This is a genomic window from uncultured Microbacterium sp. (assembly GCF_963524805.1).
In the GTDB taxonomy this organism is placed as follows: domain Bacteria; phylum Actinomycetota; class Actinomycetes; order Actinomycetales; family Microbacteriaceae; genus Microbacterium.
The window spans coordinates 126,220-145,808 of record NZ_CAURGG010000010.1 but is presented as its reverse complement, the minus strand read 5'-3'; the positions used below and the strand labels follow the sequence as shown (position 1 = coordinate 145,808).

The 19,589-nt window shown below is 68.2% G+C and carries 15 protein-coding genes and 1 pseudogene; 7 read left to right on the top strand and 9 right to left on the bottom strand.

Annotation, left to right across the window (positions count from 1 at the left end):
* The 4 genes and pseudogenes from RWQ91_RS15950 to RWQ91_RS15935 form a co-directional block, all read left to right on the top strand.
* Positions 1-437: pseudogene (locus RWQ91_RS15950) on the top strand (hypothetical protein); the annotation flags it as partial.
* A gap of 119 nt (positions 438-556) precedes the next feature.
* Positions 557-805 (top strand): hypothetical protein, encoded by a 249-nt coding sequence (locus tag RWQ91_RS15945; RefSeq protein ID WP_314508036.1) that lies wholly within the window; start codon positions 557-559, stop codon positions 803-805.
* 252 nt (positions 806-1,057) lie between these two features.
* Positions 1,058-2,863, top strand: a complete 1,806-nt coding sequence (locus tag RWQ91_RS15940; RefSeq protein WP_314508053.1) for a dynamin family protein — start codon at positions 1,058-1,060, stop codon at positions 2,861-2,863.
* Entirely contained in the window at positions 2,860-4,554 is a 1,695-nt protein-coding gene (locus RWQ91_RS15935; RefSeq protein ID WP_314508034.1) for a dynamin family protein, read from the top strand. The genes RWQ91_RS15940 and RWQ91_RS15935 overlap by 4 nt, the downstream gene beginning before the upstream one ends.
* Before the next feature lie 478 nt (positions 4,555-5,032).
* Here the strand turns inward: RWQ91_RS15935 and RWQ91_RS15930 are convergent, their stop codons facing one another.
* The 3 genes from RWQ91_RS15930 to RWQ91_RS15920 all read right to left on the bottom strand — a co-directional run bounded on the left by RWQ91_RS15930 (position 5,033) and on the right by RWQ91_RS15920 (position 10,453).
* Positions 5,033-5,839 carry an IniB N-terminal domain-containing protein gene (locus RWQ91_RS15930; protein ID WP_314508033.1) on the bottom strand — a complete coding sequence of 269 codons (807 nt, stop codon included), beginning with the start codon at positions 5,837-5,839 and terminating at the stop codon, positions 5,033-5,035.
* A 121-nt stretch (positions 5,840-5,960) separates the two neighbouring features.
* A complete protein-coding gene (locus tag RWQ91_RS15925) occupies positions 5,961-8,543 on the bottom strand; it encodes a LuxR C-terminal-related transcriptional regulator (RefSeq protein ID WP_314508030.1) in 2,583 nt (860 codons plus the stop codon).
* Positions 8,544-8,563: 20 nt separating this feature from the next.
* Positions 8,564-10,453, bottom strand: a complete 1,890-nt coding sequence (locus tag RWQ91_RS15920; RefSeq protein WP_314508028.1) for an Hsp70 family protein — start codon at positions 10,451-10,453, stop codon at positions 8,564-8,566.
* A gap of 298 nt (positions 10,454-10,751) precedes the next feature.
* Between RWQ91_RS15920 and groES the strand changes: the two genes are divergently transcribed.
* Positions 10,752-11,048, top strand: coding sequence for a co-chaperone GroES (gene groES / locus RWQ91_RS15915; protein WP_091492757.1), 297 nt, complete (start codon positions 10,752-10,754; stop codon positions 11,046-11,048).
* A gap of 147 nt (positions 11,049-11,195) precedes the next feature.
* A complete protein-coding gene (rarD, locus tag RWQ91_RS15910) occupies positions 11,196-12,164 on the top strand; it encodes an EamA family transporter RarD (protein WP_314508026.1) in 969 nt (322 codons plus the stop codon).
* Positions 12,165-12,200: 36 nt separating this feature from the next.
* On the opposite strand, the gene RWQ91_RS15905 is transcribed toward rarD, so the two are convergent.
* Genes RWQ91_RS15905 through RWQ91_RS15895 form a run of 3 tightly spaced genes read right to left on the bottom strand, consistent with a single transcriptional unit; the run spans position 12,201 to position 15,051 of the window.
* Positions 12,201-12,533: a metal-sensitive transcriptional regulator gene (locus tag RWQ91_RS15905; protein ID WP_314508025.1), complete on the bottom strand. Its 333-nt coding sequence runs from the start codon at positions 12,531-12,533 to the stop codon at positions 12,201-12,203.
* Positions 12,530-14,842 (bottom strand): heavy metal translocating P-type ATPase, encoded by a 2,313-nt coding sequence (locus tag RWQ91_RS15900; protein WP_314508024.1) that lies wholly within the window; start codon positions 14,840-14,842, stop codon positions 12,530-12,532. Before RWQ91_RS15900 ends, RWQ91_RS15905 begins: the two co-directional genes overlap by 4 nt.
* Entirely contained in the window at positions 14,842-15,051 is a 210-nt protein-coding gene (locus RWQ91_RS15895) for a heavy-metal-associated domain-containing protein (RefSeq protein ID WP_314508022.1), read from the bottom strand. The genes RWQ91_RS15900 and RWQ91_RS15895 overlap by 1 nt, the downstream gene beginning before the upstream one ends.
* A 251-nt stretch (positions 15,052-15,302) precedes the next feature.
* On the opposite strand from RWQ91_RS15895, the gene RWQ91_RS15890 reads away from it, so the two are divergent.
* On the top strand, positions 15,303-16,580 hold the full coding sequence (locus RWQ91_RS15890) for an ABC transporter substrate-binding protein (protein WP_314508021.1): 1,278 nt from the start codon (positions 15,303-15,305) through the stop codon (positions 16,578-16,580).
* A gap of 151 nt (positions 16,581-16,731) precedes the next feature.
* Here RWQ91_RS15890 and RWQ91_RS15885 read toward each other — a convergent pair whose 3' ends face one another.
* From RWQ91_RS15885 to RWQ91_RS15875, 3 genes are all read right to left on the bottom strand, one after another.
* Complete coding sequence (locus RWQ91_RS15885; protein ID WP_399546649.1) at positions 16,732-17,502, bottom strand: ABC transporter ATP-binding protein; 771 nt, start codon at positions 17,500-17,502, stop codon at positions 16,732-16,734.
* A gap of 59 nt (positions 17,503-17,561) precedes the next feature.
* Positions 17,562-18,437, bottom strand: coding sequence for an ABC transporter ATP-binding protein (locus RWQ91_RS15880; protein ID WP_314508049.1), 876 nt, complete (start codon positions 18,435-18,437; stop codon positions 17,562-17,564).
* Positions 18,438-18,606: 169 nt separating this feature from the next.
* A complete protein-coding gene (locus tag RWQ91_RS15875; protein WP_314508020.1) occupies positions 18,607-19,584 on the bottom strand; it encodes a branched-chain amino acid ABC transporter permease in 978 nt (325 codons plus the stop codon).
* Positions 19,585-19,589 lie beyond the last annotated feature (5 nt).

Below are 19,589 nucleotides of genomic sequence, written 5' to 3'. Positions count from 1 at the left end.
GTGCTGGCACGGGTGGTGGCGGCGGTGCAGCCGGTGCGGCGGGCGCGGGCGGTGCGGGCGGAGCCGGCGGCGCAGCCAACGGTGGCGCATCCGGTCCGACCGGCGCGATCGGCGGCGACGCCGACGGTGGCAACGTGACGCAGTTCTTCGGTCAGAGTTCGGTGATCGCGTCGGGTGACTACTCGGTGGCCGCCGGTGACGACGCAACCGTCACGGACATCGACGTCGACATCGATGTCTCGGACATCTGGACCGACAACACGTGGAACACCGACTCGTTCAACGACAACGCGTGGGACTCCAACAACGACAACTCGACGAACACGTGGGACTCGTACAACGACAACTCCGACAACTCGGACAACTCGCTGGACGACGTCGACAACTCGAACGTCAACAGCCCGTTCGGCGACGCGAACGAGATCGACCTCTTCTAGGATCGATCGCAGGACCTGCCCGGCCGCCCCTTGGGGCGGCCGGGCACACCAGCATCCGGCGAGATGGTGGTGCAGAAGTGATTCACCACCCCTCGCCACCGACCCGAAGGTGAGCAGCGATGTCCATGGACGCTACGGCCGGCCGTCCCAACGACCTGCCGCTGGACGTCGCACCGCAGCGCGCGGATGTCTGGAGCATCGACTTTCCGGATCCGCTCGACACGTCGGCCAACTTCTTCTCCGCCGAGATCGAGGACGTCGACGCTTCCCACTGGGACGTCGACACCGAACAGATCTGGGGCGACGAGACAGACCACGGCGGGATAGATGACGGCGGCGGCCTGATGGCGACGGACTTCCCGCTCTGATGGGAGCGGATGCACGGAAAAGGGCGGGACGCACCCGCCCTTTTCCGTGAAACGATGGAGCAGGGGAACAGTGCCGAAACGGATAGCACCGAGGAGTCCGCGGTGATCGAACGCGAGAACACGACATCGAGCAAGAACGCACCGCCTGCAGGCGGACGCGAGGGCAAGTCGGGCGCAAAACCACCGGCATCCGCTGTCGAGTTGCGGCCCGGTGTCGCGGCCCCCGCCGCCCAGTCTCACGACCTCACTGAGGTGGTCGGCAGGCTCAGCGCCTTCGCGGCCGACACAGGTCGGGCCGACCTCGCCAAACGACTTGAGAACACCCGGGAACGACTGCTGGACCCGGACGTGCGGGTCATCGTGGTCGGCGAGTTCAAGCAGGGCAAGAGCAAGCTCATCAACGCACTCGTCAACGCGCCTGTATGCCCCGTCGACGATGACATCGCCACAAGCGTGCCGACATCCGTCGGGTACGGTGACCCCTCGTCCGCGTTCGTGCTCGTACGCACTGACGATTCCGCAGAGGCAACCGGGCAGGACATCGAGCGGCGGCCGGTCGCACTCGACTCGCTCACCGACTATGTCTCGGAGCGCGGCAACCCGGGCAACGAGAAGCGAATCCTCTCGGCTGAAGTGCTGCTGCCCCGGGAGATCCTGAAGGGCGGCCTGAAGCTCGTCGACTCTCCGGGCGTGGGTGGGCTTGACTCGTCCAACGCGGTCGCCACCTTGTCGGCCCTGTCGTCGGCGCACGCCGTGCTCCTGGTCTCCGACGCCTCCCAAGAATATACAGAGCCCGAGGTTCAATTCCTCAAGCACGCGATGCGCGTCTCGCCCAACGTCGCCGCCGTGCTTGCCAAGACCGACCTCTACCCGGCTTGGCGTCAGATCGAGCAGATCGACCGAGGACACCTGCTGGACGCCGGTGATGTTCCGATCTTCTCGGTCTCCAGCGACCTCCGGCTGCTCGCCGCGGAACTTCAGGATCGCGCGCTCAATGACGAGTCGGGTTTCCCCGCTCTCGTGGCGCACTTGCGACGCGAAGTGCTCGGCCGCGCGGAGCTGATCCACGAGCGTAGCGCTGTACACGACCTGGTCTCGGTGACGGAGCAACTCACGATGTCGCTCCGCTCTGAGCTCAACGCGATCCTCAATCCGCAGGACACCCCCCGAATGATCGCGGAGCTCGAGGAAGCACGCGCACGTGCCGACGAGTTCCGCAGCAGGTCGGCGCGCTGGCAGGTCACGCTGACTGACGGCATCGCCGACCTCATCGCCGATATGGAGCACGATCTGCGCGACCGGCTGCGCAAGGTGCAGCGCGAAGCCGAGACCTCGATCGACGAGGGTGACCCCGGACCGATCTGGGACCAGATCAGTGAATGGCTCGATCAGCGCGTCGCCGCCGCCGTGTCGGAGACGTTCGTGTGGACTGACGAACGCTCGCGCTGGCTGTCGGAAGAGGTTGCGCAGCTGTTCAGCGACGGCGAGTCGGAGCTGCCGGCAATCTACGTCGGCGACACCCAGGGCGTGCTCGACCCGGTCGAGGGGATATCGGGACTCGACGCCGGCCGCCTCGGCGCGGGGGAGAAGATCTACATCGGCGTTCGCGGATCGTACGGTGGCGTACTCATGGTGGGCCTCGTGACTGGGCTGATCGGGCTATCCCTGATCAACCCGCTCTCGCTGCTGGCCGGAGTGCTGGTGGGGCGTCGCGCGTATCGGGAGGACATGAACTCGCGCCTCTCGCGCCGGCAGCATGAAGCGAAGGTGGTCGTGCGCCGGTATATCGACGAGGTGATCTTCCAAGTGGGCAAGCAGCTGAAGGACCGGCTTCGAATGGTTCAGCGCGCCGCTCGAGATCACTTCGGTTCGATGGCCGAGGAGCTGCACCGCTCGCTGACGGAGGCGCTGAACGCCTCGAAGCAGGCTGCCGGCACGTTCCAGTCGTCCCGCGAAGAGCGTGTCAAGCAGCTGCAGTCGCAGCTCCAGAAGCTCGAGGCTCTCAGCAGCGAGCTGCCGCAGCTGGAGCCCCTGCGTCCTGAAGCCGTGCGGCGGTGAGCGCGCCGATCGACGAGGGCGCCCATGCGCTGCTGCGTGTCGCGACCGAGGTCTATGTCGACGACGCGCACGCTCAAGATGTCATCGCCGAACTGGAGCGCCGGCTGCGCGAACCGCTCCGCCTGGCGATCGCAGGGATGGTCAAGGCTGGCAAGTCCACCCTCCTCAATGCCCTGCTGGGGGAGCAGATCGCGCCGACCGACGCAGGCGAGTGCACCCGAGTGGTCACGTGGTATCGCTACTCGACGACCCCGACCATCACCCTGCACACCGTCGACGGTGGCACGAAGCGGATGCCGGTGCGTCGCGAACGTGGTCGGCTGGTGATGGGGCTCGGGGGATTGCCGGTCGAGGAGGTCGAGTGGATCGACGTCGGGTGGCCGCTCGAAGCGCTCAAGTCGATGATCCTCATCGATACACCCGGCATCGCGTCGCTGTCGATTGAGACCTCGGCGCGAACGACGCGATTCCTCACGCCAGAGGATTCGCCGTCCTCCGCTGACGCGGTCGTGTATCTGATGCGTCACCTGCACGCGTCCGACGTGAAGTTCCTCGAGGCGTTCCGAGACACCGCCGCTGGCGCAGGTCAGGCAGTCTGTGCCGTCGGAGTGCTCTCGCGATCCGACGAAATCGGCTCGGGCAGGATCGACTCTATGCTGTCGGCCGGCAAGGTCGCCCGACGGTATGAGCGCGACGCGGACCTCGCCTCGCTCGTCCTCGGCGTGGTCCCGGTTGCAGGGCTCGTCGCCGAGGGCGCGCGCACCCTGCGCGAGGGCGAGTACAACGCCTTCCGCGAGCTGGCCGGGCTCGAGCGCTCCGACCGCGAGAGCCTTTTCGTATCGGCCGATCGCTTCACGCGCGAATCCCAGAAGACGACGCTGAGCACGAAAGAACGCCGGGTGCTGCTGAGCCGCTTCGGCATCTTCGGCGTGCGGCTCGCCACCGCTCTGATCCGCGGAGGAGCCGCCAGCTCGTCCGAGTTGTCGGACGCCATGGTGCAGCAGAGCGGGCTGGTGGAACTGCGTCAGTTCGTTGGCACGCAGTTTCGGACCCGTGCCGCGACCCTCAAGGTGCGCGGCGTGCTGCTGGGACTGGAGAAGCTGATCCGGGAGCGTCCTCGCGACGGGGCGGATGAGATCCTGGCGGGCATCGAGCGCATCTCGGCGAGAGCCCATGCGCTGCGTGAGCTCACCCTGCTTGCGACGGCGCGATCGGAGGGGCTCCCTGTGTCGGCGGAGGACTCCGCCGATGCCCAGCGCATCATCGGCGCGGCCGGCACCTCGGTCTCCGCACGGCTCGGAATGGCGGAGGACGCCGGTACTGAGGAGATGCGCGCGACGGTCGAGACCAAGCTCGCGCACTGGCGGACGCTTGCCGAATCGCCCCTCACCGAACGCACGTCGGTCGGGGTCTGCCGAGTTGTCGTGCGCAGTCTGGACGAGATCGCGGCGACGCTCACGCCGCACGAACCGGAGCCCGAGATGACGGAGCCCGCCGCGGGAGCCGGATCAGATGTCCCCCGTGCCGACGACGCTCTCGCTGCCACGGCGGACGTCGTGCTGGCGGGCGGTCCAGGCCATAGCTTTGGGCATGATGCTGCTGAGCAGGGCGAGGAGAACGAGCCCGGCCTGCGCCGCGAGAAGAAGCTGAAGAGATTCGCGCCGTTCGCCCAGCGCAACCCATTCCGTTGACAGGAGCAGCAGGACCAGCTGGAGGCCCAGCGTCGCGAGCTGCCACCAGCGGATGAGCGGTCGTCGGCTCATGAAGGACACCAGCAGGGTGATCTGGATCAACAGGATCGCGACCATCGTCCCGAACACGATCCAGTAGACGATATCGGCGGCGGTCTTATAGGTGTCTTCGCTGCGTCCTTCGGTGACGTGGCGCACGTGATCCGCGATCAGGGGCAGCTGCTCCTGGCGGATGACGAAGAAGAAGACGGTGGTGAAGCCGCCCACCGCGAAGCTGAGGATCCAGAAGAGCTGGCTCATCCGCACCGAGAACGGCGGGGTCTTCTTCACCAGCACCGGTGCCGCATTCGGGCTGCTCAAGGGCGGGCGCGCCGGTGCCTCGCGAGGCGCCGACGACGGGACCACGGCTTTCGCCGTGATCCCGCGCTGCGCTGTCGGACTGGGCTGGGGATTCGCCTGGTCGGTCACGTGGCCGTTGTCACTGCTCCTCGATCGGCTCTTCGACGTAGGAGTCGTCGACCACCGCGGTCGACCCGTCGTCGCCCTCGTAAGAGTCGGTGGACGTGAGGTCGGCTGCGAGCGGGTCTTCCGCCGGGGCCTGCTCCTCGGCCGGCGCCACGCTCTGCGCGACTGCGGTGGCATCCTGTGCCGCGGCAACCGCGGTGTCCACGGCGTCGTCCACTGCGTCCTCGACGGCTGCTCCGGCCTCGACTGCTGCGACGGCGGCATCCTCCATGACCGGCTCGTCCTCCTCCACGACGACCTCGACCGTGTTGTCGTTGAAACTGCCGTCGTTCGTCGTGTTGCCGATCGAGACGTCGCTGATGTCGATATCGACATCGCTGTCCACGACTGTGGCGTCATCACCCGCGGCCACCGCGTGATCGCCGGAGGCGACGACCGAGTCCTGGTCGAAGATCTGGGTGACGTCGCCGCCATTGGTCCAGATGTTCTGGTTCACGGACTGGTCGACGATGGTCGAACGGGCGTCCACCGTAGTGAACTGGTGCACGATGCGGCTGATCTCGCGCACGACCGGGTCGTCGTCGTTGTTGTTGTTGTGGCGTGGCGGCGGAGGGCTCACGTTCTTCACGATCACCGTGGGATTGTCGACGATCACCGGCTTGACCGCCTGGACGTCTGCGACGCAGGCGTCCTCGAGGCCGTTATGCGCCAGTGCTGCCTTGGGTGCCGCGTCGAACTCCTCGACGGCGGCGGGGTCTCTCAGAAGACTCAAGATGAAGGAGATCAACGCGTCTGCGACGGTCGCTACCGGTGTGCTCATTTGCTTTCTCCTCGGCGTCAATACACATGAAAGTCACGCAGGTTAGAAGTTTGTAATGTTCAGGTTATTCAGTTGTGCCCCGTCAGGCATCGGGGGTTCCCCCGGATGCCCTGGGATCTTTTTAGGGGGTTGGGCCGTGAGTCCCCTCGTCGGAAGGGGATGAATCCTCGTCCGCGGTGGACCGGTCGACCACTACCCGCAATCGCGCGAGGAGATCGGAGCGAGAGGTCGCACCCAGACGGCGACGCATGTGGGCGATGTGGTGCTCGGCGGTTCGAGGCGAGATGAAGATCGTCTCGCCGATCTCCGCGTACGTCTTGCCCTGCAGAACGAGCCGCGCGACGTCGAGCTCACGCTCGCTCAGCACGACGTTCTTGGGGCCTCCGGTGCTCGACCGCGATTCGTCTTCGGGTCGGCTGGGCTTGCGAACCGCCTCCACCGGGTGCAGCTCACGAGCGACTGCAAGCAGCCGAGCGGCGACCTTGCGGTCCTGCACCCGGCTCGCACCGTGACCTGCCAGGCGCGCGCCGTCCCAGCCGAGCCCGGCCGAAGCCAGCCCATGTGCTGCGGCCTCGATCGCGTCCGCATCCACCGAGCCGCCCAGAGTGGCCGTCCACACCCGGCCGGCCTGCGCCATCACGGCGGCCATCGGACTGTGTCGCGAAGCGGCGACGAGAGCCCGCGCGTGCGGCTTCAGTTCTTCGGGACTGCCACGCAGAATGCCGCGCTGGATGCCGGCCCAGCTCAGGTGCACCGACCAGATCGGCGGCAGGCCCAGTTGTTCGACGATCTGGATGGCGCGATCGAAATGTGGCTGCAGGCGCGGGGTGTCGTCCCTGCGTACAGCAGATGTGATCAGCTCCGCGAGAGGCAGCAGGACGAACAGGTCAGCCTCGACGTGCAGCACACTGTCGCGCGCCTCGGCCCATACGGCCGCCAAAGCGGCGGCATCCTCGTATCGCCGTGCCAGAGTCACCCGCACCGCCTGCGCAAGGAGGCGATCGCGAGCTGACAGCGAGGATGACGAGTCCAGAGCCTTCGTCAGCGCTTCCCGTGCCTCCTGCGGGCGCGAGCGCTGCACGGCGAGCCACGAGCGCCACAGCAGCAGGCGGGTGCGCGCCCACTCACCGCCTTGCTCACCGCGGATCGCATCCTCGATCACCGCGTGGGCGACATTCAGGTCGCCGACGTTCAACGCGACGATCGCAGCGATCACCGCAGGCAGTTCCGGGATCGGAGCCGAGCTTCCCGAGGAGGTGTACATCTCGGAAGCCCGCACCAGATCCCCGACCGCGGAATCCGCCGCCGTGTCGGTGACCGTCGCGCGCAGACCGCGCTCGAGCAGCTCCATCGCCACACCGAGCGTCGACGGAAGACCACGGCTGGGCCCGTCGGATTCGATCGGATGGCCCGCGCCGAGCGCAGCGATCGTCGCCCGCGCGTGCGAGTCCACGCCGTGCGGAGCGACCGACCGATACACCTCGTGGCCCATGCGCATCAGACCACGCAGCGACCAGATCGCCGCCGACGTGTCAACGATGCGGTCGCAGTCGACGGGCGCGGATGTGCTGAGCGCGTCGCCGAGCGGAACAGAGTCGAGAATCGACGCGGCCAGCTCGGGCCTCCCTGACGACCATGCAGCCTGCGCACGCCTTCCCGCGATCCCTGCCCCGTCGGTGCCGCATTCCAGCGCACCGTCGTACAGCTCGAGCGCCCGGACGGGCTCCTGCTCCAGCATCCGATCCGCGTGAGCAACCAGCGCCGCGCCGATCCCGGAATCGTGGATGCCGCCGATCCAGTCACGATAGCCGGGATCGCCTTCGGCTGCCGAACCCGCGAGCCCGTCGGCCAGGCTCGTGCTGAGGTCGATCAGCCGCCCCACCGGGATCGTCGCTCGCACTGCGGAGCGCACGAGGGGAACAGGCTGCCCATTATGGGCGAGCAGTCCCTCGGCGTATCCTTGCGCGATCACGTCGTCGAGCTCGGTCAGGGGGCGCGATTGCGGCCCGGGCGCCACGCACAGTGCCTCGATGTCGTGACGCAGTGGCGACGGGATGGTATCGAGACGGTGCGCGATGCGATCCTCGATCGCACGGGTCAACGCGCGGTGCCCTCGGTCGTCTGCGCAGTCGCGCGTATCGTGAAGCGCGAGCGCTTCCGACACGAGCCACGACACCCCGCCGGTGAGCTCGAGCAGCTCGTCGACGCACGAACTCGCGATCACCCGGTCGCCCTCTTCGAGATAGGTGAGCACGTCCGAGCGCGAGACATGGCCCAGCACGATCGTCGGACGACTGCGCTCGAGCCGGCGCGTGATCGAGGCCAACGCCTCGATCCGTGGGAATGGGCGGCTGGTCACCACCAGGGCGGACTGCGGGTCGTCGGCGCGAACGCGCAGTCCTTCGATCTGCTCGCGGCCGAGGAGGTGGAGGTCATCGACGAGCAGCACATGGGAGCGCGGCACGCGTGCGACATCAGTCGAGTCGGCCAGGACGCTTGCGTGCGCCGAATTGTCCTCGAGCAGCCGGTGCAGCTCACGCAGCATCGTCGACTTGCCCGAACCCGCGTTGCCCACCACGACAGCCCGCGCGGGGCCGGCGTCGGGGGCGGCGATCGCATCCATCACAGGCCGGCCCTGCCGCTCCCAGATGAACAGATTGTCGGCGCGCACAGGCCCCGAGGGGGTTGTCGAAATCGTTGACATGATGCGTATCGCTGAGCGGATCAGACGGGTTCGGTCGGCGAAGGCGTCGGCTCCGGAGTCTGGACAGGCTCCTCGCTCGACGTCGGCTCGGGCGCAGGCGTCTCCGTGACCGTTTCCGGTGTCGGCTCCGAGGTCTCGGTGGGCGTCGGTGTCGACGTCTCGGTGGGCGCCGGTGCCTCCGTCTCCGTGGGCGCCGGTGCCTCCGTCTCCGTGGGCGCCGGGGCCTCCGTCGCCGACGGAGACGGCGAGGGATCGCTCGTCGGAGTGGTGCCGGTCGGGTTCTGATCGGTCGTGCCCGTGGCCGGCGTCGTCCCTCCGGGGGAGCTGCCGGTGCCTCCGCCCGAAGCGGTCGAGGCCGTCGGTGTAGTGGACCGCGGCGCCTCGGCGGCTTTCTGGACGCTCTGCGAGCGCGGATTGGTGTTTCGCGAAGAGCTCTCGGACGCGCCGTAGTCAGTGCGCTGAATCGACTCGGGAGGAGCCGGCGGAGCGGGAGGGGCGGCGACGACAGCCTCATCGGTCACCGCCGGCGAACTGTCGAGGAGCGCGACGCCCAGCCAGGATGCGAGGGACTTCGTGTCGTCTTCGGCCCGCGCGTTGGTGACCGGACTCGAGCCGAGTCCGGTTGCGCTGACCAGCACGATCCCTCCGGCGAGTACCAGAGCTCCCGCCGCCATCGCCGCGGTCGCCGGAACGCGCTGGAACCACCGGCGCTGTGCACGATCGGCGGCCGTGCCCTGTGGGAAGGCCTGTGCGGATGCCGGCGGGTCCAGCGGGACTGCCACGGCGTCGGCCGGCGGAGCAGGAAGCAGCGCGAGCTGCGCCTTGACCGCTTCGGCGTGGGCGGTGGCCAGCGCGCGGGCGGCGCCCATGGCGACGATGGCCTTCGGGTCGGCATCGATCGCGATCGGGCGGTCGAAGCGCTCCGAGAGCAGCTCTGCGATGCGGGGAATTCGCGAGGAACCGCCGGTGAGCAGGATCGCATCAAGGTCGGAGGCCGAGACGTCCGCGGCGTCGAGCGCGTCGGACAGCACGTCGATCGTTCGCTCCACGCCCGGCTCGATCATCTCCTCGAACTCGGACCGCGTGAGGCGCACGGTGTTATGCGACCCGCCCACGAGGAGCGGAACCACGGCTTCCGCGTCGAACGAGAGGGCCTCCTTCGCCTCGATGCATTCGCGGCGAAGCGTCCCGAGTGCGACGCGGTTGTCGGGGTCGGCGTTGAGCTCGGCCGCGGCAAGACCGGCTGCGGAGATCGTGTGGCGCAGTACGATGTCGTCGAAATCCGCTCCCCCGAAGTCACCGAGTCCGCGTGGCTCTCCGACGATGCGCACGGCGCCATCCAAGTCGGTCCGGAGGATCACCGCGTCGAACGTTCCGCCGCCCAGGTCGTAGACGGCCAAGGCACGGCCGGGCTCGAGCGGCGAAGTCGACTCGTAGTGGCGCGCCGCCGCTTCGGGTTCGCTGATCAGCTGCACGTCACCGGGGATGTGCTGTGCGAGCGCTGCCCTCACCAGTCCCGCGCGGTAGCCGCCCCAGGTGACAGGGATCGCGACCGAGATGCCTGTGGGCCGCGCGCCCTCGCGCTCGACGACGGCCGCAACGACCCACGCGACCATGCTCGCGTACAAATCCTCGGGAGCGAACCGCTGATCGCCGGCCAGGATCGGTACGTCATCGCCGACCCGGCGCTTGAACTCGCGTACGAGCCGATCCGGCTGGGCGAGCCCCCGACGCTCTGCGGCCTCACCGAAGAGCAACTCGCCTTCTGCCGCGAAGACCGCGCTCGGAGCGCTGTCCGAGCCGCGCCCGAGGCCGAAGGCCGCCGTGACGAGCGAGCCGTCCGGCGCCATGCGCGCCGTAGAAGCCGCTGTCCGAGTTGTTCCCACGTCGACGGCAAGAAAATACGACATCACTGTCATGGTCCAGTTCCCCCAAGAAACTGTTCATTACATCCCCGTGATATTTCTATCACCGCGAGTCGCTCCTTCGTAAGAGGAGCATCCATTCCATTCCTGCCCCTTGCCGTCGTGCGGCCGAGCTTGTATAGGAGATGAGTCGTCGGAAGGCGCGCTGATACATGGTGGGATTGGCCGTCATGCATTGGCACTCACGTTGCATGAGTGCCAGCGCTTGCCTAGACTGGAATTAGCACTCTCAGGTGGAGGGTGCTAATCAGTCTTGACGTTTCAAGGAAAGCAGAGGTAGACCGTGTCGGTTTCCATCAAGCCGCTCGAGGACCGCATCGTCATCCGCCAGGTCGAGGCCGAGCAGACCACGGCCAGCGGCCTGGTCATCCCGGACACCGCCAAGGAGAAGCCCCAGGAGGGCGAGGTCGTGGCGGTCGGACCCGGTCGCATCGACGACAACGGCAATCGTGTCCCGCTCGACGTCGCCGTGGGCGACCGCGTGCTCTACAGCAAGTACGGCGGCACCGAGGTCAAGTTCGGGGCGGACGAGTTCCTCGTCCTGTCCGCACGCGACGTCCTTGCGGTCGTCGTCCGCTAGGACCGCTTCACACGAAGGACCCGGATGCTGCGGCATCCGGGTCCTTCTGCGTGCGTGGCAGGATGACGCCGCACAACGGCAGTCGACGGATGCCGGAAGCCCCGGTGACAGAGTCTGGATGGAACAGCCGCGACGTACGCTGGAGGGGTGACCCGCGACCGCACCGAAACCCCTTTCGCGGCATCCGAGAAGCGCGATCCGGCGCGCGAGCGGGCCCTGGGGGGGATCTACGCCTTCGGCGCGTACTTCCTCTGGGGCTTCCTCCCGCTGTACTTCCTGCTGCTGCGGCCGATCGGTCCGTTCGAGCTCGTCGCGTGGCGGATCGTGCTGTCACTGGCGTTCTGCATCATCCTGCTGACGGTGCTGAGGGGCTGGGGGCGGCTGATCACGATCATCCGGCAACCGCGGCTGCTGATGTGGACGGCGCTCGCCGGCGGTCTGATCTACATCAACTGGCAGGTCTTCATCCTCGCCGCGCTCACGGGGCACATCATCGAGACGAGCCTGGGCTACTTCATGAACCCGATCGTCACGGTGCTGCTGGGCGTGCTACTGCTTCGCGAGCGTCTGCGCGTGACCCAGTGGGTCGCCCTCGGTCTCGCCGCGGCGGCGGTGGGCGTCATCATCGTGGGCTACGGCGTCTTCCCGTGGATCGCGCTCAGCCTCGCGTTCTCGTTCGGTCTGTACGGGTTCGTCAAGAAGCGCATCGGGCCTTCCGTCGACGCCGTCAGCGGCCTGACGCTCGAGTCCGCATGGCTGGTGCCGGTCGCGTGCGTGCTGTTGGTGGTGGTGGGCTCGACCACGGGGTTGGAGATGGGACAGAACGGCGCGCTGCACGCGCTGCTGCTCAGTCTCGCGGGTGTCGTGACGGCCATTCCGCTGCTGCTGTTCGCGTCCGGTGCCCGACGGGTGAGCCTGACGACGATGGGCATGCTGCAGTTCGTCGCTCCGATCCTGCAGTTCATCATCGGCGCGTGGCTGCTCGGTGAGGAGATGTCGCCGGCGCGCTGGGTCGGCTTCGGTCTGGTGTGGGTCGCCCTGACGATCCTCACGGTCGACTCCGTCCGGCACGCCCGGAGCGCGCGCGGGGTGTCGGATGTGGGCGAGCTGACCTGAGGCCGAGGCCCGTCCCCGCCGCGAAGCCCTCGCGGCTCAGCGCACGAGCCGCGCGATCGCCGCGGTGGCCTCGGTGATCTTCGCGTCGGCCTCGTCTCCGCCCAGGCGGGCGGCATCGACGACGCAGTGCCGCAGGTGATCGTCGAGCAGACCGATCGCGACAGCTTCCAGAGCGCTGGTCAGCGCGCTGATCTGCGTGAGGATGTCGATGCAGTACTTCTCGTCCTCGACCATGCGATGGATGCCGCGCGCCTGACCCTCGATCCGGCGCATGCGGTTCAGGTACTTCTCCTTGTCGGTGATGTACCCGTGGGCGGCGTGCGCTGTGCCGTCAGCGGCGGCGGTGTCGGTGAGGGCGGTGTCGGTCATGAGGACTCCTTGCGGGTGAGCGAGCGGAACCGGCGCAGGCGCAGGCTGTTGCCGACGACGAAGACGCTCGAGAACGCCATCGCCGCGCCGGCGATCATCGGGTTGAGCAGGCCCAGCGCCGCGAGCGGGATCGCCGCGACGTTGTACGCGAAAGCCCAGAAGAGGTTGGTGCGGATCGTGCCGAACGTGCGCCGCGAGAGGCGGATCGCGTCGGCCGCGCTGCGCAGGTCGCCGCGCACCAGGGTGATGTCCGACGCCTCGATCGCGGCATCCGTCCCCGTCCCCATAGCAAGGCCCAGGTCGGCCTGCGCGAGCGCGGCCGCGTCGTTGACCCCGTCGCCCACCATCGCGACGACCCTGCCCTCGGCCTGAAGGTCGCGGATCACGTCGACCTTGCCCTGCGGCAGCACTCCGGCGATCACGCGCTCGATGCCCACCTCGGCGGCGATGCGGCGGGCCACCGTCTCGTTGTCTCCGGTCAGCAGGACCGGGTCCAGCCCCAGTGCCCGCAGCTGGTCGACCGCTTCGCGGCTCGTCGGCTTCAGCTGATCCGCGACGCTCAGCACGCCGCGGGCTTCGCCGTCCCACGCAACCAGCACGGTGGCGGAGCCGCGGGCCTCCGCGCGCCGCGTGGCCTCGAGCAGGCCGGGGCCGAGGGGGATCGCCCAGTCGGCCAGCAGCTGCTCACGCCCGACGATCACGGCGTGTCCGTCGACAACGCCGGATACTCCGATGCCGGCGGTCGCAGCGAAGGACTCCACGGGCGGGAGGTCGCCGAGCTCGTCCTGCGCGGCACGGGCGATCGCGCGGGCGATCGGGTGCTCGGATGCCGCCTCGAGCGCGCCGGCCAGCCTCAGGAGGTCGGCGCGCGCGGCCGACGAGGCCGCGGCATCCGGCGTCTGCGTCGCGGGAATGACCTCGACCAGCGTCATGCGTCCGGAGGTGACGGTGCCGGTCTTGTCGAGCACGATCGTGTCGACGGTGCGGGTGGACTCCAGAACTTCAGGGCCCTTGATCAGGATGCCGAGCTGGGCGCCCCGGCCGGTGCCCACCAGCAGCGCGGTGGGGGTGGCGAGCCCCAGGGCGCAGGGGCAGGCGATGATGAGCACGGCGACGGCCGCGGTCACCGCGGCGGCGGCGGGGAAGCCCAGCAGCAGCCAGGTCACCAGCGTGACGACCGCGATCACGAGCACGATCGGCACGAAGACGCCGGAGATGCGGTCGGCGAGGCGCTGCACGTTCGCCTTGCCGGACTGCGCCTCCTCGACCATCCGCGCCATCTGGGCGAGCTGCGTGTCGTCCCCCACGCGAGTGGCGCGGATGACGAGCCGCCCGCCCGCATTGACCGTCGCACCCACCACGGCATCACCGGCGGCCACCTCGGCGGGCACGGACTCGCCCGTGACCATCGAGGCGTCGACCGCGGAGGAGCCCGAGACGATGACGCCGTCGGTCGCGATCTTCTCGCCGGGCCGTACGACGAACTCCTCGCCCACCCGCAGCGCGGAGATCGGGATGCGGCCCTCGACACCCTCGCGGATCACCGCGACGTCCTTCGCGCCGAGCTCCAGCAGCGCACGCAGCGCCGCGCCGGCACGGCGCTTCGAGCGCACCTCGAAGTAGCGGCCGGCCAGCACGAACATCGTCACCCCGGAGGCGACCTCCAGGTAGATGCTGCCTGCGCCGTCGCCCGGCTGAACCGTCCACTGGAACACCTCCGTCATGCCGGACATGCCGGCATCGCCGAAGAACAGCGCGTAGAGCGACCAGAGGTAGGCGGCGGAGACGCCGATCGAGATGAGCGTGTCCATCGTGGCCGCCCCGTGGCGCAGATTCAGCCACGCGGCACGGTGGAACGGCCACGCCCCCCAGATGACGACGGGTGACGCCAGTGCCAGCGACAGCCACTGCCAGTTCGGAAACTGCAGCGCCGGGATCATCGACATCGCGATCACCGGCACGGACAGCACGACGGCGCCGATCAGCCGCTGGCGCAGCGAGGTGAGCTCGCGATCCTCCGGCTCGCCGTGCTCGTGGAGGGCGGCGTCGGATGCCAGGGGCTGGGGGAGAGCTGCGGTGTATCCGGTCTTCTCGACCTCGGCGATGAGCGTGGCGGGGTCGTACCCGGCAGGCGCGGTGACGACGGCCTTCTCGGTCGCGTAGTTGACGGCCGCCGTCACTCCGTCGAGCCGGTTGAGCTTCTTCTCGATGCGGTTCGCGCATGACGCGCACGTCATGCCGCCGATCTCGAGCTCGAGCCGGGCGGGGAAGGCGCCCGCGCCGCTGCCGGAGGCCAGGGCGGTCGCCATCAGACGCGCACCGCTTCGTACCCGGCCTCGTCGACGGCGGCGAGCACGTCGGCGTCGGCCAGGGGCTGCGACGCGGTGATCACGAGCCGGCCGTCGGCCGCGCTCACATCGACCTGTTCGACGCCCGTCAGCTTGGACACTTCGCCGCGCACGGCGGCTTCGCAGTGCCCGCAGCTCATACCGGTGACCTGGTATTCGTTCTTCGTCATGAGGAAGGCCTTCCGTTCGGATACCCCCGGGGGGTAGGACATCTGCCTCAACCCTACCGGCGCCGCGGATGTTCCGGCTCGAAGGAGACGGAATCCGCTCCCGCGCCGCGTGAAACCGCGGTTCATAACGATTTGACCGCGTTACACATCGTTAACGAACGGCAACATTGCCGAGACCCGTCCGCCGTTAGGTTTAGGGGAACTGGTCCGGCGCCCGAGTCGGACCGCGTTCATTCACAGCAAGGAGCAACATGAGCGTCTTCTCCCGAGGCACTGCCTCCCGTTCGCGCGTGCGGACGGTGATCGGCGGCCTCGCCATCGCCGGCGTCAGCGCCCTCGTCCTCGCCGGCTGCGCCGGTGGCGGCGGCACCGCCGAGCCTTCGGATTCGGCCGCGCCCGCTGCTGAGGATCTCACCCTCAAGATCGGAACCGTCCTGCCCCAGACCGGCAGCCTCGCCTTCCTCGGCCCGCCCGAGGAGGCCGGTGTCCAGCTCGCCGTCAACGAGGTCAACGAGGCCGCAGCCGGTGTGACCGTCGACGCCACCTTCGGCGACTCCGGTGACGCCGACAACAAGGCGTTCGAGACCACCGTCCCCAAGCTGCAGAGCGAAGGCGTCTCGGCCATGATCGGTGCCGCCTCGTCCGGTGTCACCAAGCTGTTCCTGGACAGCAACGTCTCCGAGGGCATCATCACGTTCTCGCCGGCCAACACGTCGCCCGACTTCACCACGTGGGACGACAACGGCCTGTACTGGCGCACCGCGCCCAGCGACCTGCTGCAGGGCGAAGTGCTCGGCAACCTGATCGCCGAGGACGGCCACAAGAACATCGGCATCATCTACCAGAACGACGCCTACGGCACCGGCCTGTACGGCGTGGTCAAGGAGGTCTTCGAGGCCAGCGGCGGCACCGTCGTGGCCGACGCCTCCTACAACGACGGCGACACCTCGTTCGACGCGCAGGTCGCGACGATCACGGCGGCCAACCCCGACGCGATCGTGCTGATCACGTTCGACCAGTTCGCGACCATCGCGCCGCTGTTCGTCAACGCCGGTCAGTCGGCCGAGAACTTCTACCTGGTCGACGGAAACCTCAAGCAGTGGGGCACCGATGTGGGAGTCAGCCTCGAGGGCGCGAAGGGCACCACGCCCGGACCCGTGCTCGCGGACGACTTCCAGCAGCGTCTGAACGACGCCTGGACCGCTGAGGGCAACGCCGAGCTCGAGGACTACTCGTACTCCGCAGAGTCCTACGACGCGGTCGTCCTGCTCGCGCTCGCTTCGCTGGCGGCCGGTTCGACCGACCCCGCCGACATCGCCGAGAAGCTGCAGGAAGTCTCGGGCGGCTCCGGTGACGGCGAGAAGTGCGAGTCGTACGCCGACTGCGCCGAGATCATCAACGGCGGCGGCGTCGCGGACTACGACGGCTACTCCGGTGGCGTCGCGTTCGACGACGCGGGCGACCCGACGGAGGCCACGATCGGCATCTTCCAGTACGGCGCCGACAACATGCACAAGCGCATCAACTAACTGACGCGTACGTCAGCGAAGGCCCCGGAGCGATCCGGGGCCTTTGCCGTGCCCGGTTCGCCGGTGCGCGAGAAGGCGGGTTGCGCGTGGCCGTGCAAAAAGACGAGCGGATGCCGGCAGGCCGGCATCCGCTCGTCGTGGTCTTCGGGCGTCAGGCCCCGTCGGAGCCGAGCGTGCCCAGGTACAGTCCGATGACCTTCGGGTCGTTCAGCAGCTCGCGGCCCGTGCCCTCGTAGGCATCGCGGCCCTGATCGAGCACGTACCCGCGGTCGCAGATCTGCAGGCAGCGCCGCGCATTCTGCTCGACCATGATCGTGGTCACGCCGGCCTTGTTGATGTCGGAGACGCGGATGAACGCGTCGTCCTGGCGCACAGGCGACAGACCCGCGGACGGCTCGTCGAGCAGCAGCACAGACGGGTCCATCATGAGGGCGCGCGACATCGCGACCATCTGGCGCTCGCCGCCCGAGAGCGACCCTGCGCGCTGCTTGAGGCGCTTGCCCAGCTCGGCGAAGATGCCGGTGACGAACTCCAGGCGCTCGTTGTAGATCTTGGGGTTCTGGAAGAGCCCCATCTGGAGGTTCTCCTCGATCGACAGCGACGGGAACACGTTGTTGGTCTGCGGCACGAAGGCGACGCCGCGCTTGACCAGCTTGTCGGCCTTGAGACCGACGATGCTCTCGCCCTTGACGGTGATCTCACCGCCGCGCACCTTGACCAGCCCGAAGATCGCCTTGAGCAGTGTCGACTTGCCGGCGCCGTTGGGGCCGATGATGCCGATGAGCTCACCCTGGCGGGCGATCAGGTTCGTGCTGTTGAGGATGTTGACACCGGGCAGGTACCCGGCCACGAGGTCGCTGACCTCCACGACGACGGCGTCGGTCTTGGCGACCGAGCGCTCGCCGGCGTGGCTCATGTCCATCGCCGGAGCCGCCGGCCCCGCGGGCACCGCCTGGGCGTCCGGGCTTGTCGAAGGGTCGCTCACTTGTTCTCCTTCTCGGCCTCGGCGACGTCCGCCTCTTCGACCGCGTGAATCTCCGCGAGAAGCTCCTTGGCCTCGTCGTCGAGCTCGCCGTCGTAGCGGCCGGTGATGACGCCGAGGTCGACGTCCTGGTGACTGCCGAGGTAGGCGTCGATGACGGCCTTCTCATGCATGACGGTCTCGGGCGGGCCCTCCGCGACGACGCGGCCCTCGGCCATGACGACCACCCAATCGGCGATGTGACGGACCATGTGCATGTCGTGCTCGACGAAGAGCACGGTCATGCCGTACTCCTTGAGGTCGAGGATGTGATCCAGCAGCGACTCCGTCAGCGCCGGGTTGACGCCGGCCATCGGCTCGTCGAGCATCACCAGAGCCGGGTCGCTCATGAGGGCACGGGCCATCTCGAGGAGCTTGCGCTGACCGCCCGACAGGGAGGCGGCGAAGTCCTTCTCCTTGGCGTCGAGCTTGAACCGCTTGAGCAGCACCCGCGCCTTCTCTTCGATCCCGGTGTCCTGCGCGCGCCAGAACGCGGGGATGAAGCTCGTCCAGAACTTCTCACCCCGCTGCTTGGCCGCTCCGAGCTTCATGTTCTCGAGGACGGTGAGCAGCGACAGGGCCTTCGTCAGCTGGAAGGTGCGGACCTGGCCCATGCGCGCGACCTTGAACGCCGGGATGCCGGCCAGCGAGTTTCCGTCGTACGACCACGTCCCGCTGTTGGGCTTGTCGAAGCCGCAGAGGAGGTTGAACAGCGTGGTCTTGCCTGCACCGTTCGGCCCGATCAGAGCGGTGATCGCCCCGCGGGGGATCTCGAGGTGCTCGACGTCGACGGCCGTGAGACCTCCGAAGCGGCGGGTCACGTTGTCCACGACCATGATCGGGTCGACCTTGGCGACGCCGGGTGCGGCCTCGCCCTTGGCCAGGCCCCCGGTCTTCGGTCTGCGGACGCTGCCCGTGGTGGGCGTCGTCTCGGCCGAGCCGTAGTCGCGGTCGGCGCTGTTGCTCGAGGCGCTGTTGCTCGAGGCGCTGTTGCTCGATGCGCTGTTATTTGACAAAGGTCATCTCCCTCTTGTCGCCGAGGATGCCCTGCGGCCTGAAGATCACGAGGACCATGAGGGCGACGCCGACCAGGATGTAGCGCAGTGTGCCGGCCTGGATCGAGGTCATCGGCAGGATGCCGGCATCCGCGAGTTCCGGAAGCAGGTTGCCCAGGAACGCGATCACCACCCAGAAGATGACCGCGCCGAGGGTCGGGCCGAACACGGTCGCCGCACCGCCCAGCAGCAGGATGGTCCACAGGAAGAACGTCAGCGACGTCGTGTAGCTCGAGGGCACCACGGCCGAGGGCAGCACGTAGACGATGCCGCCCATCGCGCCGATCGCGCCACCGACCACCAGGGCCTGCATCTTGTAGGCGAAGACGTTCTTGCCGAGCGCGCGCACGGCGTCCTCGTCCTCACGGATGCCCTTGAGCACGCGCCCCCACGGGCTGCGCATGAGCGACCAGACCAGCAGGATCGCCAGGGCGAGCATCGCCAGGCCGAACACGCGCGTCCACAGGACCGTCTCGTTCGACTCCCACGGGCCGAACCCGTAGGTGCCGGGCGGGAAGGGGTTCGCCGCGCGGAAGCCCGCGTGGTAGCCGCCCAGGCCGTCGGCCGAGTTGGTGAAGTCGTCGAAGACCTGCGTCGTGAACATCAGGCGGACGATCTCCGCGGCGGCGATCGTCACGATGGCCAGATAGTCGGCCCGCAGCCTCAGGGTCGGGATGCCGAGGATCAGCGCGAACAGAGCGGCGGCGGCCAGGCCGATGATCATCGCGAGCCACCACGGGATGCCGAAGCTCAGCACCGAGATCGCGTAGCCGTATCCGCCGAGGGCCATGAAGCCGGCCATACCGAAGTTGAGCAGTCCGGCGTAGCCGAAGTGCACGGCAAGGCCGGTCGCCGCGAGCGCGTAGGCGATCGTGACCGGGCTCAGGATGTAGCTGAGCGTGTTCGAGAGAATTGCTCCCCAATCCATGGCCG

Coding starts and splice junctions, on each gene's coding strand:
- RWQ91_RS15945 (WP_314508036.1), top strand. CDS start 557: ATGTCCATGGACGCTACGGCCGGCCGTCCCAACGACCTGCCGCTGGAC.
- RWQ91_RS15930 (WP_314508033.1), bottom strand. CDS start 5,839: ATGAGCACACCGGTAGCGACCGTCGCAGACGCGTTGATCTCCTTCATC.
- RWQ91_RS15925 (WP_314508030.1), bottom strand. CDS start 8,543: ATGTCAACGATTTCGACAACCCCCTCGGGGCCTGTGCGCGCCGACAAT.
- RWQ91_RS15920 (WP_314508028.1), bottom strand. CDS start 10,453: ATGTCGTATTTTCTTGCCGTCGACGTGGGAACAACTCGGACAGCGGCT.
- RWQ91_RS15905 (WP_314508025.1), bottom strand. CDS start 12,533: ATGACCGACACCGCCCTCACCGACACCGCCGCCGCTGACGGCACAGCG.
- RWQ91_RS15900 (WP_314508024.1), bottom strand. CDS start 14,842: ATGGCGACCGCCCTGGCCTCCGGCAGCGGCGCGGGCGCCTTCCCCGCC.
- RWQ91_RS15895 (WP_314508022.1), bottom strand. CDS start 15,051: ATGACGAAGAACGAATACCAGGTCACCGGTATGAGCTGCGGGCACTGC.
- RWQ91_RS15890 (WP_314508021.1), top strand. CDS start 15,303: ATGAGCGTCTTCTCCCGAGGCACTGCCTCCCGTTCGCGCGTGCGGACG.
- RWQ91_RS15885 (WP_399546649.1), bottom strand. CDS start 17,502: ATGGACATGAGCCACGCCGGCGAGCGCTCGGTCGCCAAGACCGACGCC.
- RWQ91_RS15880 (WP_314508049.1), bottom strand. CDS start 18,437: ATGGTCGTGGACAACGTGACCCGCCGCTTCGGAGGTCTCACGGCCGTC.
- RWQ91_RS15875 (WP_314508020.1), bottom strand. CDS start 19,584: ATGGATTGGGGAGCAATTCTCTCGAACACGCTCAGCTACATCCTGAGC.